Origin of the sequence: Blautia sp. NSJ-175 (assembly GCF_022867815.1) — a bacterium.
Classification (GTDB): domain Bacteria; phylum Bacillota; class Clostridia; order Lachnospirales; family Lachnospiraceae; genus Blautia; species Blautia celeris.
This window is the reverse complement of record NZ_JALIFQ010000006.1, coordinates 255,956-270,831: the sequence shown is the minus strand read 5'-3', so window position 1 is coordinate 270,831 and position 14,876 is coordinate 255,956. Positions and strand designations below refer to the sequence as shown.

13 protein-coding genes and 1 pseudogene are annotated in these 14,876 nt (G+C 46.0%); 7 read left to right on the top strand and 7 right to left on the bottom strand.

Features of this window, described 5'->3' with window-relative positions; genetic code table 11:
• Window positions 1–3: 3 nt before the first annotated feature.
• A complete protein-coding gene (locus MUB35_RS12090; RefSeq protein ID WP_244806271.1) occupies window positions 4–1,527 on the bottom strand; it encodes an acyl CoA:acetate/3-ketoacid CoA transferase in 1,524 nt (507 codons plus the stop codon).
• 236 nt (window positions 1,528–1,763) lie between these two features.
• Between MUB35_RS12090 and MUB35_RS12085 the strand changes: the two genes are divergently transcribed.
• From MUB35_RS12085 to MUB35_RS12070, 4 genes are all read left to right on the top strand, one after another.
• Entirely contained in the window at window positions 1,764–3,722 is a 1,959-nt protein-coding gene (locus tag MUB35_RS12085; protein WP_244806270.1) for an FAD-binding protein, read from the top strand.
• Between the two features lie 232 nt (window positions 3,723–3,954).
• Complete coding sequence (locus tag MUB35_RS12080) at window positions 3,955–4,188, top strand: hypothetical protein (protein ID WP_244806310.1); 234 nt, start codon at window positions 3,955–3,957, stop codon at window positions 4,186–4,188.
• Complete coding sequence (locus tag MUB35_RS12075; RefSeq protein ID WP_244806269.1) at window positions 4,118–4,279, top strand: helix-turn-helix domain-containing protein; 162 nt, start codon at window positions 4,118–4,120, stop codon at window positions 4,277–4,279. The genes MUB35_RS12080 and MUB35_RS12075 overlap by 71 nt, the downstream gene beginning before the upstream one ends.
• Before the next feature lie 101 nt (window positions 4,280–4,380).
• Window positions 4,381–5,190, top strand: a complete 810-nt coding sequence (locus MUB35_RS12070; protein WP_244806268.1) for an NERD domain-containing protein — start codon at window positions 4,381–4,383, stop codon at window positions 5,188–5,190.
• Between the two features lie 5 nt (window positions 5,191–5,195).
• Here the strand turns inward: MUB35_RS12070 and MUB35_RS12065 are convergent.
• Window positions 5,196–6,021, bottom strand: a pseudogene (locus MUB35_RS12065) (aldo/keto reductase).
• Between the two features lie 299 nt (window positions 6,022–6,320).
• Here MUB35_RS12065 and MUB35_RS12060 point away from each other — a divergent pair.
• Both MUB35_RS12060 and MUB35_RS12055 read left to right on the top strand, forming a co-directional pair.
• Complete coding sequence (locus MUB35_RS12060) at window positions 6,321–6,851, top strand: sigma-70 family RNA polymerase sigma factor (RefSeq protein WP_244806267.1); 531 nt, start codon at window positions 6,321–6,323, stop codon at window positions 6,849–6,851.
• Window positions 6,844–8,043, top strand: a complete 1,200-nt coding sequence (locus MUB35_RS12055; RefSeq protein WP_103731690.1) for a DUF4179 domain-containing protein — start codon at window positions 6,844–6,846, stop codon at window positions 8,041–8,043. The genes MUB35_RS12060 and MUB35_RS12055 overlap by 8 nt, the downstream gene beginning before the upstream one ends.
• Window positions 8,044–8,149: 106 nt before the next feature.
• Here the strand turns inward: MUB35_RS12055 and MUB35_RS12050 are convergent, their stop codons facing one another.
• The 3 genes from MUB35_RS12050 to rhaM all read right to left on the bottom strand — a co-directional run bounded on the left by MUB35_RS12050 (window position 8,150) and on the right by rhaM (window position 9,847).
• On the bottom strand, window positions 8,150–8,983 hold the full coding sequence (locus tag MUB35_RS12050) for an alpha/beta hydrolase (protein WP_244806266.1): 834 nt from the start codon (window positions 8,981–8,983) through the stop codon (window positions 8,150–8,152).
• A gap of 111 nt (window positions 8,984–9,094) precedes the next feature.
• A complete protein-coding gene (locus MUB35_RS12045) occupies window positions 9,095–9,445 on the bottom strand; it encodes a DUF2200 domain-containing protein (RefSeq protein WP_103731688.1) in 351 nt (116 codons plus the stop codon).
• A 90-nt stretch (window positions 9,446–9,535) separates the two neighbouring features.
• Window positions 9,536–9,847 carry an L-rhamnose mutarotase gene (gene rhaM / locus MUB35_RS12040; RefSeq protein ID WP_033140504.1) on the bottom strand — a complete coding sequence of 104 codons (312 nt, stop codon included), beginning with the start codon at window positions 9,845–9,847 and terminating at the stop codon, window positions 9,536–9,538.
• A gap of 239 nt (window positions 9,848–10,086) precedes the next feature.
• On the opposite strand from rhaM, the gene MUB35_RS12035 reads away from it, so the two are divergent.
• Window positions 10,087–11,079, top strand: a complete 993-nt coding sequence (locus tag MUB35_RS12035) for an aldo/keto reductase (RefSeq protein ID WP_033140617.1) — start codon at window positions 10,087–10,089, stop codon at window positions 11,077–11,079.
• Window positions 11,080–11,170: 91 nt separating this feature from the next.
• Here the strand turns inward: MUB35_RS12035 and MUB35_RS12030 are convergent, their stop codons facing one another.
• Both MUB35_RS12030 and MUB35_RS12025 read right to left on the bottom strand, forming a co-directional pair.
• Entirely contained in the window at window positions 11,171–13,102 is a 1,932-nt protein-coding gene (locus MUB35_RS12030; protein WP_081960236.1) for an ABC transporter ATP-binding protein, read from the bottom strand.
• Entirely contained in the window at window positions 13,102–14,865 is a 1,764-nt protein-coding gene (locus MUB35_RS12025; RefSeq protein ID WP_033140505.1) for an ABC transporter ATP-binding protein, read from the bottom strand. The genes MUB35_RS12030 and MUB35_RS12025 overlap by 1 nt, the downstream gene beginning before the upstream one ends.
• Window positions 14,866–14,876 lie beyond the last annotated feature (11 nt).

Below are 14,876 nucleotides of genomic sequence, written 5' to 3'. Positions count from 1 at the left end.
TTATCATTTTATAAAACAATCTTCCTCCATCAAACACAGGTTTTCCGAAATCCGCGGAACAAAATCCATTTGTTGAAGAATATCCCGCTCCAGATCAATCCCCGGCGCTATCTCCGTCAGCGTCATAACACCATTTTGCAGTTCAAAAACTGCCCGCTCCGTTATGTACATCACCGGCTGTTTCACACTATCCGCGTATTTTCCACTGAATGTAATCTGGTCCACGTAAGGTACAAACTTCCTGATCTCCCCTTCCCGATCAATCTTCAGTCTGCCCCCAATGACCTCCGCTTCCAGACCCTTTGCAGTAAAAGTCCCGCAAAACACCACTTTTCTTGCATTCTGAGAGATATTAATTGCACCACCGCAGCCAGTCAGCATTCTGCCGGTTTTTGAAGAATTTACGCTGCCGGTTCTGTCCGCCTGTGCCATTCCCAGAAAGCAAACGTCCAAACCGCCTCCATCATAAAAATCGAACTGGGAAGCCATATCAATCATGGCATCCGGATTGCGGGAAGTTCCGAAAATAATTCCCGGCATAGGCATTCCTCCGATCAGCCCGGATTCCACTGTCAGATGAAGTCTCTCCAGATATCCATCCTCCGCAGCAACTGATGCGATCCCATCAGGCATACCTACTCCCAGATTGATGACTGACTCACCTTCGGGAAGTTCCTTTGCCGCCCGGCGGGCTATAATTTTTCGGGGCCCCATATCCATTCTGGGCACGCTGTCTAATGGGCTTTTTAGGTCTCCCGCCAGAACAGGAGAGTAATCTGTTTCACATGTCTGCTTCTGCTCTGAATCCACAACAATATAGTCTATATAGATTCCCGGAATCGTTACGGACTTGGGATGGGCTTTCTGTTCAGACAGATACTTAACCTGTGCAATCACTGTACCGCCACAATTGTGCACTGCCTGCGCCAAAGAACATCCATCCAACAGCGCCGCCTCTTCCCCGCATGTTATATTGCCGTTACAGTCTGCAGTCGTACCGCGGACAAGTCCCAGTTCAAACTTTATTGCAGGATACCACAACCATTCTTCCCCATTCAGCTCTATGACTTTTATCAGGTCTTCTGTAGTCCTTTTGTTCATGCGCCCGCCTTCTATACGCGGATCAATAAAAGTATGCAGACCGGTTTTTGTAATCACCCCCGGCTGGTTGGCAGCTACTGCCCTGTACATCTGGGCGGCAACGCCCTGAGGAAAATTATAGGCCTCTATCTTTTCCTCCAGTGCCAGACGGGCCATTTTAGGAGCCATTCCCCAGTACCCTGCAATTTCCCTTTTTACCAGTCCTTCATAAGCCAGTGCGTCTGTCCCGCAGGAATCCTTATCTCCCAGACCGCATGCATGAAACAACGTCAGATTTTTGGGGGATTTTTCCTTTACATAGTGTTTCCCTATTTCCTTAAGCAGTAGTGTCGGTTCATTCAGTGCACCTCCTGACCCCATGACCGCGACTGTCTGGTTATCCTTGATTAAACGTACCGCTTCATCTGCTCCGATTATTTTGGGCATATATTCATCCTCCTACTTCACAATTCATCATATGTTTTTTACCGTATCATATCATGTTTTTTTCGTCAATCCATGTTTTTTCACAATATTTCTATGTGTTTTTTGTGCATTTCATTGTTTTTCGCTTAAAATTCATATGGTGATTTACTTTTTATTTCTTTTATGCTATAACAGATTTATGATACCGGCCGCTTATTGCGCCGCTGAAAATTCATGTTGTCTTAGGAGGAAATTTTATGGATTACATATTTGAAGTTAATAATCAGATGATTCCTGTCTATGTTTTTGACACTATCATTGTAGGAAGCGGCGCTGCCGGCTTCTCAGCCGCAGAGCGCCTTTTTCTTTTGAATCACAGAAACATAGCTTTGGTTACAGAACATATCAAGTCAGGAACATCACGCAATACAGGCTCAGATAAACAGACTTATTATAAGCTTACCCTGTCGGGAGACTGTGCAGACAGTATCAAAGAAATGGCTGAAACCCTCATGTCCGTGGGGTGCGTTGACGGTGACCTGGCACTTTGTGAAGCAGCTTTATCCACACAGTGCTTCTATCACCTTGTAGAACTGGGAGTGCCGTTTCCATGCAACCGGTACGGCGAATATGTCGGGTATAAGACAGACCATGACCCACGAAAGCGTGCAACAAGTGCAGGTCCCTATACTTCCAAAATGATGACAGAAGCCCTTGAGGAGAGTGTTCTTCAGAAGAATATCCCCATCTTCAACAGGATGCAGGTCATCCGTATATTAACCTCACAGAAGAAAGTTCAGGGCATCCTGTGTCTGAATACAGCTTCAGATTCGGAAAATGAATCGCCTCTGTTTACAATTTTTCAATGCAGAAATCTGATCTACGCCACCGGAGGCCCTGCCGGGATGTACTATGACAGTGTTTATCCTCACGGACATCACGGTTCTACCGGACTGGCTTTTGAAGCGGGGGCAGTCGGTAAGAATCTGACAGAGTGGCAGTATGGTCTTGCCTCTGTCCATCCCCGCTGGAACGTATCGGGTACGTATATGCAGGCATTACCACGCTTTATCTCCAGAACACCGGATGGGGAAGACGAACGGGAATTTCTTTTAGATTTCTTCACTGACAGATATGAACTGTTGCATAAGGTATTTCTGAAAGGATATCAGTGGCCTTTTGATGTCCGGAAAATAGAAGGCGGCTCTTCTATTATTGATATTCTGGTTTATCTGGAGACACAAAAAGGACGCAGGGTTTATCTGGATTACACACAGAATCCCTGTGGCGGCATTGATTTTGACAGCCTGCCGGATGAATCAAGACTCTATCTGCAGCGGGGACACGCATGCTTCGGAACGCCTTATGAAAGACTTTTGCAGATGAACGAGCCTGCCATAGATTTTTATCGCCACAGAGGTATTGACCTGTCCAAAGAACCGCTGGAAATCGCACTGTGCGCACAGCACAATAACGGCGGCCTTTCTGTTGATATGTGGTGGCAGACCAATATCAGCGGATTGTTCTGCATCGGTGAAGCAAGTGCCAGTCATGGCATCTACCGCCCCGGAGGAACAGCCTTGAATGCAGGCCAGGTAGGTGCGCTTCGGGCTGCTCAGTATATTGCTCGTACTTCTGATGAACACGCTCCCAGCCCATACTGTTCTTTGAAAACGCTGAAACCGCAGATAACCCGGATCATTGATATGATCGAACATATTTTCCAAAAAGGACCTGAGAATATCAGTTTTCTTATAAAAGACGCGCAAAAACAAATGAGCCGTTATGGAGCTGCATTTCGGAATCTCAAAGACATGGAAAACCTGCTGGAAACTGTCACCAGTAATTTAAATATGCTCCCCAGTCTCTGCCGCGCCAAAACCCGAAAAGACATACAAAATTTTTATCTTCTGAGAGATATTCTTCTATGCCAGCAAACCTATCTCCATGCCATGACAGACTATATCCGACATGGAGGTCACAGCCGCGGAAGTGCCCTATACCAGGATTTTCGGGGACACAAACCTTATGATTCTCTGCCTGATTCCTTTATGTTTACTCTTGAACACAAAGAGGCGGAAAAAAAGATACAGGAAATCACCTGTCAAAACAATCAAACCTCTATCACCTGGCGAAATCCCCGCCCACTGCCTGATGAAGAGGCATTTTTTGAAAATGTTTGGAAGCAGTATCGTATAAATAAAAATATCTATTGAACCACTGATATAAATCAAAATACCTGCTTTCATCTGCATCCACTCACGGGAATGTGCCCCGCCTTTGACCACGACTACCATGAACTCTACTCATATCCAAAGCATCACTGTAAGTTCTGCAGTAAGATGAAATCACAGAAGGATACCCGGATACTATGCGATGAAAGCGACCGTGCATCTTTCATGATATGCCAGCAGAAAAGCGAGCTTATCCTATACCACTCAGGAAGATATGGACGGACTGATAAATGTCCTCAGAGAAAATGCACACCTCACCTTGTCCTCCCCGGACGAAATAGCAGAATATGCTACAGATATACCGCTCAAATCAAATGCACAGATAAAGGCTACTGCCAAGATCATGGAAGCTTGTACCTTTTATGTTCTTTTGAAAAATGCCATCTGCTCCGCCCTCGAAATCAGCAAAACAAAGCTGTATCAATCCGGTGACAGCTATTGCGGATGAAGTGGGGTTTTGTGATTATAATTATTTTTGCAGGGTGTTTAAAAAAGAAGCCGATATTTCGGCTAAGAAATACAGACGTACTATATCTTAGATACGTCTGATCAGAAATCTGAAACACATTGAAACGGCAGCCTTATTTTGCTATACTGATTTGTAGAAACAACAGACTTTTTCTGAATATGAGGTAAAAAAATGGCAAAGGGACTTATAGATTTCGTATTGGATAACATATTTGATGCAAACTGGACTGGCCGCCGCGGTGAAAAATTAACGGAAAGAGAACTTAATCTCGTAAAACTATTAGGCCGCCGCGGTAAGGTTCTAAGAAATATTTATGTACCAAAGGATAACAATGAGACCTCTGAGATTGATGTAATATTTATCACACAGAAGGGCATTTTTGTTATAGAGAGTAAGAACTATTCCGGCTGGATATTCGGTGATGAAAAATCCTCATACTGGACAGCAATGCTGCCGAACAGGGAGAAAAACAAGTTTTATAATCCGATCAAGCAAAACAGGACCCACATAAAATGGCTTGGGCAATATCTTAATGAGGATATTCCATTATTTTCAATCGTCGCTTTTTCAGAACGATGTGAATTAAAAAAAGTAACCGTTGACAGTCCTGATATCCATGTAATAAAAAGAGACAGAATCTACGCTACTGTTCGTAATATCTGGGACCATGCAGAAGATAAGCTCAATGAGGAAAAAGTCGGTGAAATTTACATAAGGCTTGAAGCACTAACCCATGTTGATAATGCTGTAAAGGAAGCTCACGTAGAGAATATTAATACAAAATACAAAAAGACAGATGTATCTGCCGGAACACAGGAGAATTCTTTAAATCCTCTCATTTGTCCACGCTGTGGCGGGAATCTTGTAATGCGCGCAGCAAAGAGAGGAGCCAAGGCCGGCAGCCATTTTTACGGGTGCTCGAATTACCCCAAATGCCATTTTGTCCGGGATATCACGGAGCACCCTGAAAAAAGTTCCTGAAAAGCTTATGTGTTCTGCGCCATGACTCCGACCAGCGCATGAGGCACATAGGGTTCTTCCAAATAAGCGGTTTCTTCCTCCGTCAAGACAAGTTCTGCTGCTCGGACTGCCCCTTCTATATAGTGGAGTTTGGTAGCGCCCACTACGGGAGCTGCCACTTTTGTCAGCAGCCACGCCAGGGAAATCTCCGTCATGGAAACGTTTCGCTTTTCTGCCAGCTCTGCAACACGGTCTATGATCTTCTGATCCTGCTGCGCTGTCCTGTCATACTTAAAATGGGCGTAATGGTCCTCGGCAAGACGCCTGGAGGTTTCTCCCGGACGCTTTGACAATCTGCTGCCAGGCAAAGCAGTTGGAAATATCGATATAGCGGACTTTCCCTGCCTTTACTACACGGTTCAGGCCCTCCATGATTTGAAAAAGAGGGGTCTGATAATCCCACATATGATAAATATACAGATCTACATACTCCATGCCCAGATTTGTCAAACTTGCATCCAGCATTTTCTCAATATGCTGCTGGCCGCTGACGCCCGCGGCGATTTCCTCCTGTGTACGGGGTAGAAATTTTGTCGCAACGACAATCTCATCCCGTCTGGCACAGTCCCGAAGCGTACGTCCGAGATACTGTTCACTGGTGCCGTTTTGATAGGCAATGGCTGTATCAAAAAAATTAACACCCAATTCCAATCCCCGCTTAATGATTTGGCGGGAATACGCTTCATCAACCGTCCAGGAATGCTGACCGTTTCCCGCTTCGCCAAATCCCATACAACCCATACAGATACGGGATACATTCAAATCCGAATTTCCCAATTTGGTGTATTGCATCATTTTCTCCCTTCGCAGTTATACGATATTATTTCTATTTAGAGGTTAATGCCCTTGTCTTAAATTTTCGTTTTGGAAAAAATATAGGCATCCCTTTAGAGGACACCTATATTTTATATCTATATTCCAATTAAGTCTAATGTCCATAATGTATTTTCGGAAATGCAGATAAAACATATCTCTAACTAAAAGCATTTGCAAGATTTAACTCTTATTTTGTTGTAACCATTTATGTTATATTAAAGTCTAATCAGTATAATCATCATGCATGAATGAAAACTGACGTGGGAGGAAAATGTGTGGACAAAGAAAAAATGGCGAAAAAAGCCATGCGCGGAGATACAAAAGCCTATGGAGAGCTGATTCATCTATATCAGGAATATTTATACAGTGTCGCCTTTCTGCATGTAAAAAATGAACAGACTGCACTGGACATGGTTTCCGAATGTATCATAAAAGGCTACGAAAACATAGGCCGTCTGCGGGAACCGAAATACTTCCGAACCTGGATGACAAGAATCCTGTTAAATGCCATAAACGACTATTACAGGAAAAACCCAGTATGCGCCGTATATGAAGACGCCTGTCTGGCAATAACAGAAAGCCCGAATATGGGCATATCACCGGAGGAAAAAATAGATTTATACCAGGCAGTGGACGCTCTTCCGCCGCGTTACAAAACGATCATTATCCTGCAGTATTTTGAGAACCTGAAAATAAGTGAGATTGCCTTTGCCCTGGACATCCCGGAAGGCTCCGTAAAAGCTTATTCCCACAGGGCTAAGGAAAAGCTCAGACAATATCTGAAGGAGGACTACCTGTATGTATGAAGATAACAGAATAAAAATACCGGAAGAACTGGGGCAGGTTGTTGAAAACAGTCTCCGGAAAGTCAAGAAAATTCACAGGCGAAAGGTATTCTGCAAAGTCTGTCTCACCGCCGGTGCCTGTGCCGCTGCCATTACGCTTCTGCTTGTATGGGGGTTCAAAAATCCTGTAATGGCCAGTAAGCTGCCTGCCATCGGACATTTGTTCTCCCAAATCGAGAAGGACGTCAGCTACAAAGGAAATTTCAGCTCCAAGGCCAATATTCTGCTGCCGGAGGATAAAGGCAGCCGGACAGACTCCCCTTATATACAGGAATCCAATGGAATCACCATCTCCGTCACTGAGACATACTGCAATAATCTGGCCGTCTACCTGGCTGTGGAGATTTATAATGAAGAAGCATTTCCCGATGACTTTATGGCTACAAAATATGATGAAAACTATATTGACGGATATGATGTACTTCGTATGGACAGCATTGACACCTTCAGTTTCGACAGTCCCAAAAGTTCTTATGAACCGTTTCAGATACAGGGGAATTATAAGGATGCGCATACCTTTATAGGAATCATACGTGCAGAGACCGGAGCTGCCAATTTCCGCCTGGAACAGGATACTGAGGTGCCTGAAACCTTCCAGTATGAACTGAATATCAGCAGTTTATCCGGCTATATTTACAGTGGCTGGGTCGAGGATACCTACATCGATCCCGTGACAGGGGAGGAAGGGATCTGCAGACACTTAGACGGACAGGAATCCAAAGTTTACAAGGGTAACTGGAACTTCAAATTTGATCTTAAAATCGACCCGGCACAGATACAGACAGTCACTTTAAATGACGTGAATGACAAAGGAGTCGGCATTAAGGAGGTTGTTAAAACGCCCTTCGAGATAACTGCCACTTACGTTCATCCGGAAGGTACGAAAGCATACGACTATGCTCTTGTCATCTGTGACGCCAACGGCGATTTCCTGGATTTCCAGGGAGAAAATACAAGAAATACATACCAGACTTATGAGCGGAATACGGATACGGTCTCAATCTTTCTCTTTGAAAACGAACAATTCTGGTCAGGGCTGGTGCAGTATTATTGGGCTGAGGACTACGAAACAAAACGGAAAACGAAAACTTTTGCGGAATATTTAGAGGAACATGCCCTTTACAGCACGCATGTGGATTTCACAGATAAGTAGGAACGGCTGTCCGCAAACGAAAACAGAAGCATGTCAGGATTCCTGTATCATCAGGTATTTCCCGGCATGCTTCTTCTTAATAGAAAAATCTTCTTATCCCTGCCAGCTATATACCGACATTCCCGCTGTTTCTTCCCAACCCTGTATTCTCTGTGGGAAGCCATTCCATGGCACGTTTGATATAAGTATCCCAGAAATCCCATTCATGAGCTCCTGCACCGCTTTCATATACTGCATTCACCCCGTTTTCTTTCAGAAAATGATACATATCCAGATTAACGTCTCTCAAGCCGTCCTGTTCTCCGCATGCTATGTACACTTCAGGAAACTCTGCATTCTCTTCTTTTATTCGCCTGACAAGATATTTGGGGTTATTCTCACTTTCAGCCACTTGATCAAGATTTCCCCAGATGCTCTCCGCGTAATCCCTTCTTTCAAGCACATTTACGGTATCGTTTGTCCTGTGGGGCAGCTCCTCTATCAGGAACGCTCCGGAAAGAGACACAATATATCCGAATGTCTCATGATACTTCAGCCCGTTTAGCAAAGCTCCGGCTCCGCCCATTGACAGCCCGCCGATAAAGGTATCTTCCCTTTTTCGTGAAAGAGGAAACATTTTCCGGGTCATCTCCACTAACTCTTTTCCCACAAACTTCCCGTAATTGTTCATGGCTTCCGGGTGATCCACATAAAAAGAATTATCTCCTGAAGGCATGACCACCGCCAGATCGTGCTCTTCCGCATACCGCATGATCTTAGTCCCTGTCACCCAATCCATATAGTTTCCGAAGATTCCGTGGAGCAGGTAAAGCGTTTTGTATGGTTTCTCCTCTCTGGCCGGCATTCCCGGCATCTGCTGCTTGTCTGCCGGCAGGATCACATTCACCGGAACTGTACGCATTAAATTTTGTGATAATAAATTCATTTGGATAAAAGCCATGATCTGTTTTCTCCTTTTGTTAAATTTGATGTGCGGGTACTGGAACTCCTTAAATTATATCTAATTGTACCTCAAAAGTTCCCGTATGGCATTTGGGATCAGCAGAACCCCTCATGTTCTTAATATTTTATCCATTGCCTTTCCTCTTGCAAGTTCATCGATCAGTTTATCAAGGTATCTGATTTCCTGCATAAGGGGTTCCTCAATCTCCTCCACTCTGATACCGCATACGGTTCCTTTGATCAATTTTCTGTTCGGATTCATATTCGGCGCATTTTCAAAAAAGGCGGCATAAGTTATGGGATTCTCAGTCATCGCATCGATTTCGTCATGACTGTATCCTGTGAGCCAGCAGATGATTTCATCCACTTCTTCTTTCTGCCGTCCTTTTTTCAGTGCTTTATTGACCAGAAGCGAATAAATCTTTGAAAAACTCATCTGATATACTTTATCGTTATTCATTGGCGTGTCCTCCGCATTTATGATTCCCTGATTTCAGGATTTTCTGCTTCTTCCGGAGCGTGTTTAAAAAATCGCTTTCGGCAGGCTGTATCAGTCCAGATGGAACAGAGGTTTTAAGTCCACGGAAACCGGGCTGTTGTCAGGATTTGTCTCCATAATATCCGCCATAAAATCCCACCATTTCCGATTGATCACAGTGTCTGCCCCTTTTGCCCATAGTTCTTCATTATCAATTTCTATGTACCCAAATAAGGTAAGGGTCTCACGGTCCAGAAAAATAGAGTAATTCTTACCTCCATGGGTGTGGATCATCTCTCTCATTTCAGGCCAGAGTTCATTATGGCGTCTCTCATATTCCTCCTCAAAGCCGGGATATAGTTTCATTTTAAATGCTTTATACATGTTTTTTCCTCCCAATCATCACTGAAACTTTTTATCAGTTGTAAACAGGATTTCCGTAAAACAGCCCTGCAGCTGACTATCTCCATTATACTTTTCTTTCACCGGAAAAGCCATACCCATTGACAGGACTTCAGGAAATTTTTATAATAACGTTACTGTTTACACTGTGCCCGGCAATACGCTCCCCGATGCACAGATATAACAATACGCTGCTTCACACAGCGGGAAAGAAGGAAAATATGAAGACACTCTCTATTGGAAAATCAGATATATGCTCTCCATACATCGCCATGGGAACCTGGGCCATCGGCGGCGGTACCTGGTGGGGTGAAAACGATGATGCCCTCTCCATCCGTACCATTTCGGAGGCCATGGAGCATGGGATTCTCTGGTTTGATACAGCTCCGGTCTACGGCATCGGCCACAGCGAGGAGGTTGTGGGAAAAGCCCTGAAGGGAAAACGTGACAAAGTTCTGCTCTCTACCAAATGCGGACTGGAATGGGATTATGAAACACCCTGTTTCCACAAAGTCATGGAAGGCCGTAAGGTATACCGGGACCTGTCCCCCAAAGGCATCCGCAAAAATCTGGAGGACAGCCTGCGCCGCCTGCAGACAGATTATATTGATATCTACTACACCCACTGGCAGTCTCCGGACTTCGCCCTCTATCCTCTGGAAGAGACCGTAGGCGTACTGATGGATTTGAAAAAAGAAGGGAAAATCCGTGCCATCGGAGCTTCCAATGTAAACGCGGATATCGTCCGCCAATACTGCCGTTTTGGGCAGCTTGATGTGATTCAGGAAAAATACAGCATTGTGGATACCCGCATTGCCTCGGAACTGGTCCCTGTATGTGAAGAAAACCAGGTGTCCATCCAGGCCTACTCTCCTCTGGAACAGGGACTGCTGACCGGTAAGGTGACTATGGATACAGTGCTCTCTTCCACGGATGTGAGAAATAAAAACCGTTTCTGGAAACCTGAAAACAGAAAGCTCATTCTTGATATGATGGAGAAATGGACGCCCCTTACGGAAAAATACGGCTGTTCCCCGGCAAACCTGGTCATTCGTTATACCGCTTCTGCTATAAATAACCTGAACATCCTGTGCGGCGCCCGGAAACCGGAACAGATTCTTGATAATGCCAAAGCCCTGGAACTGCAGTTACAGGAGGATGATATTCGCCGGATGACAACAATGCTCGATGAAGTCCGCAGTCATCTTATCTGACTTTCTTACAAAAGGGGATGTGCACCGCACATCCCCTATCCGTCTGTTAGCAAAGACAGATACGTCAAATGCTGCCCCTTCTATCTATTCTTTATGCCGTCTCCTCCGCAAAATTCCCTGTGTACAACTGATAATACTTCCCTTTCTCCTCCATGAGCTGGTCATGGGTTCCTCTCTCGATGATCCTTCCCTGTTCCAGGACCATAATACAGTCAGAATTCCGCACCGTTGACAGCCTGTGGGCGATGACAAAGGTAGTTCTGCCTTTCATCAGCCGGTCCATACCCTGCTGCACCAGTGTCTCCGTCCTGGTATCAATGGAGGAAGTTGCCTCATCCAGTATAAGCACAGGCGGGTCAGCCACAGCGGCCCGCGCGATCGCCAGAAGCTGCCTCTGGCCCTGGCTTAAATTGGAGCCGTCCCCGGTGAGCATGGTGTCATATCCATCCGGCAGACGTCGGATGAAACCATCTGCGTTTGCCAGTTTTGCCGCTGCCCTGCACTCCTCATCCGAAGCCTTCAGGCGGCCATAGCGGATGTTTTCCATCACGGTTCCTGTGAACAGGTGGGTATCCTGAAGCACCATGCCGAGAGAACGCCGCAGGTCGGATTTTCTGATCTTATTGATATTGATATTGTCATATCTTATCTTTCCATCCTGTATATCATAGAAACGGTTGATCAGGTTGGTAATCGTCGTCTTACCGGCACCGGTGCTTCCCACAAATGCAATCTTCTGTCCCGGTGTGGCAAAGAGTTTGATATTGTGCAGCACAATCTTATCGTCATTATATCCGAAATCCACATCGTTGAAGGTGACATCCCCCTCAAGCCTCTGATATGTCACGGTCCCCTCCGCCTTGTGCGGATGCCTCCATGCCCATATACCGGTCCGCTTTTCGCTCTCTGTAAGGCTGCCGTCCGGCTGTTCTTCTGCGTTGACCAGCTCCACATAACCGTTATCCACCTCCGGCTCTGCGTCTAAAAGCCTGAAGACACGGTCCGCGCCTGCCATGGCCATAACGATACTGTTCATCTGCTGGCTGATCTGTGTGACAGGCTGTGTAAAGTTCTTATTCAGTGACAGGAAGGATACCAGGGTTCCAAGCGTCAGCCCGGTAAATCCCTTCAGGGCCAGGACCGCGCCCAGTACGGCACAGAGCACATAGCTGATGTTGCCCAGGTTGCTGTTCACCGGCATCATGATATTGGCAAATGTGTTGGCCTTATCTGCACTGTCACGAAGCTCCTCGTTCAGCTTTCTGAAGTCCTTTACACTCTTCTCCTCATGGCAGAACACTTTTACTACCTTCTGGCCCTCCATCATTTCCTCAATATAACCATTTACCCGGCCCAGGTTCCTCTGCTGCTCACCGAAATATTTGCCGGATTTGCCGCTTAACTTTTTCGTGGTGACCATCATGATCCCGACCATCACCAGTGTCAAGAGGGTCATGGGGATATCCAACACGATCATGCTGGTAAATGTGATCACGATCGTCACCGCTGAGTTGACCACCTGGGGAATACTCTGGCTGATCAGCTGGCGGAGGGTATCCACGTCATTGGTATAGACAGACATAATATCCCCGTGGGCATGGGTATCAAAAAACTTGATGGGCAGAGACTCCATATGTGTAAACAGATCCACACGCAGGTGTCTCAAAGTTCCCTGGCTGATGTATACCATGATCCGGTTGTAGGCAAATGCACACAGCACCCCCACCGCGTAGATCCCGATCAGCGTAAGAAGCGCCTTTTTCAGCGGCCCGAAATCAGGATTCGATGCTTTGGTCATGGGAATGATATATTCATCGATCAATTTCTGCATAAACAGGGTTCCGCTCAGGGTAGCCAGCGCTGTAGCTACAATACAGACCACTACCACAGCGAAAAGCCATTTATAATTTTTCATCATATATCCCAGCGTCCGCTTCAGGATCTTTCCCGCATTGTCCACCTTGGGTCTGGGACCGCGGACGTTCATGCCCGGGCCTTTTACTGCCTTTACATTTTCTGCCATTATGCTGCACCTCCTGTCTTCTTTCCGGCCTGGTCAAAGTCTCCGCCGCCTTTGATCTGTGTCTCATAAATCTCCTTATAAATATTGTTATTGGCCAGCAGATTCTCGTGTGTATCGAATCCGTTTACCCTTCCGTCATCCAGGACCAGGATTCTGTCCGCGTCCTGCACACTGGAAATCCTCTGGGCAATGATCAGCTTGGTGGTTCCCGGAATTGCCTTGGCAAAAGCATCTCTGATCTTCGCGTCTGTGGCAGTGTCCACGGCGCTGGTGGAATCATCCAGGATCAGTACCTTTGGTTTTTTCAGCAGCGCCCTGGCAATACAGAGCCTCTGTTTCTGGCCGCCGGACACGTTGGTCCCTCCTTGTTCGATGTAGGTCTCGTATTTGTCAGGGAACTGCTCAATAAATTCATCTGCACAGGCCTGGCGGCATGCTTCCACGCATTCCTCCTCAGTGGCCTGTTCATTTCCCCATCTCAGGTTATCCAGTATGGTGCCTGAGAAGAGGACATTCTTCTGAAGCACCACAGCCACCTGATTTCTCAGCTCCTCCATGTCATAGCTCCTCACATCCTTGCCGCCTACGGATACAGTCCCTCCCGTCACGTCGTAGAGACGGCTTATGAGATTCACAAGACTTGATTTTCCGCATCCGGTTCCGCCGATGATTCCCACGGTCTCCCCTGCTTTGATATGCAGGTCAATGTCTGTCAGTGTCTCTTTGCCGCTGCCGTGTTTGTAGGAAAAATTCACATGGTCAAAATCAATTCTGCCGTCCGGTATCACAGGATCAGGATTCTCCGGATTGACCAGATCCGCCTGATCATTCAGGACTTCGGCGATACGTCTGCCGCTTGCCGCACTCATAGTCACCATGACGAATATCATGGAGAGCATCATAAGGGACATGAGGATTCCCATAATATAACTGAACATGGAAGTCAGCTCACCTGTTGTCAGATCCCCCACAACAATGAATTTTGCTCCGAACCAGGAAAGCGCAATGATACAGAAATAGATGACAAACATCATCACCGGACCGTTCAGAGAAAGGAATTTCTCAGCTTTTACAAAGAGACGGTACAGATTGTCTGCAGCTTTTGTAAATTTTTCATTCTCATATTCTTCCCGCACATAGGCTTTCACCACACGGATCGCAGAGACATTTTCCTGTACACTGGCATTTAATGCATCGTATTTTTTAAATACCACATCAAATATCTTTGTTGTCCTGCTCATGACAAAGATAAGGACTGCAGCCAGAATCACAATAGCCACCACAAAGATCAGGCTCAGCCTTACATTAATGAAAAAACACATGAACATACTGCAGATCAGGGTAAAGGGAGCGCGCACCGCGATTCTCAGGATCATCTGGTACGCGTTCTGCACATTAGTCACGTCTGTTGTCATACGGGTGACCAGACCTGCTGTACTGTATTTGTCAATATTGGAAAAAGAAAAGGTCTGTATATTGTCATACATGGCTTCTCTCAGATTACAGGCCAGACCTGAGGAAGCGCTTGCCGCATAGCGGCCTGCCAGAACTCCGAAGAGCAGACTGAGCATGGCAAACACCAGCATGAGTGCACCGTACTGATATACCTTGGCAATGCTGCCGGCCTCAATCCCCTTATCAATGATTGCCGCTGTGATAAATGGTATCAGAACCTCCATCACCACTTCCAGGGCGGCATAAAGCGGTGTCAGCAGGGAAGCCTTCTTATACTGCTTCACCTGCGCAAGTAATGTCTTGATCATGTTGTAAGCCT

Bases quoted from the DNA above. Each gene is read 5' to 3' on its own strand.
- MUB35_RS12090 (WP_244806271.1), bottom strand. From the start codon at position 1,527: ATGCCCAAAATAATCGGAGCAGATGAAGCGGTACGTTTAATCAAGGAT.
- MUB35_RS12035 (WP_033140617.1), top strand. From the start codon at position 10,087: ATGAAGACACTCTCTATTGGAAAATCAGATATATGCTCTCCATACATC.
- rhaM (WP_033140504.1), bottom strand. From the start codon at position 9,847: ATGTATAAAGCATTTAAAATGAAACTATATCCCGGCTTTGAGGAGGAA.
- MUB35_RS12025 (WP_033140505.1), bottom strand. From the start codon at position 14,865: ATGATCAAGACATTACTTGCGCAGGTGAAGCAGTATAAGAAGGCTTCC.
- MUB35_RS12045 (WP_103731688.1), bottom strand. From the start codon at position 9,445: ATGAATAACGATAAAGTATATCAGATGAGTTTTTCAAAGATTTATTCG.
- MUB35_RS12080 (WP_244806310.1), top strand. From the start codon at position 3,955: ATGGACGGACTGATAAATGTCCTCAGAGAAAATGCACACCTCACCTTG.
- MUB35_RS12085 (WP_244806270.1), top strand. From the start codon at position 1,764: ATGGATTACATATTTGAAGTTAATAATCAGATGATTCCTGTCTATGTT.
- MUB35_RS12055 (WP_103731690.1), top strand. From the start codon at position 6,844: ATGTATGAAGATAACAGAATAAAAATACCGGAAGAACTGGGGCAGGTT.
- MUB35_RS12050 (WP_244806266.1), bottom strand. From the start codon at position 8,983: ATGGCTTTTATCCAAATGAATTTATTATCACAAAATTTAATGCGTACA.
- MUB35_RS12030 (WP_081960236.1), bottom strand. From the start codon at position 13,102: ATGGCAGAAAATGTAAAGGCAGTAAAAGGCCCGGGCATGAACGTCCGC.
- MUB35_RS12075 (WP_244806269.1), top strand. From the start codon at position 4,118: ATGCCATCTGCTCCGCCCTCGAAATCAGCAAAACAAAGCTGTATCAAT.
- MUB35_RS12070 (WP_244806268.1), top strand. From the start codon at position 4,381: ATGGCAAAGGGACTTATAGATTTCGTATTGGATAACATATTTGATGCA.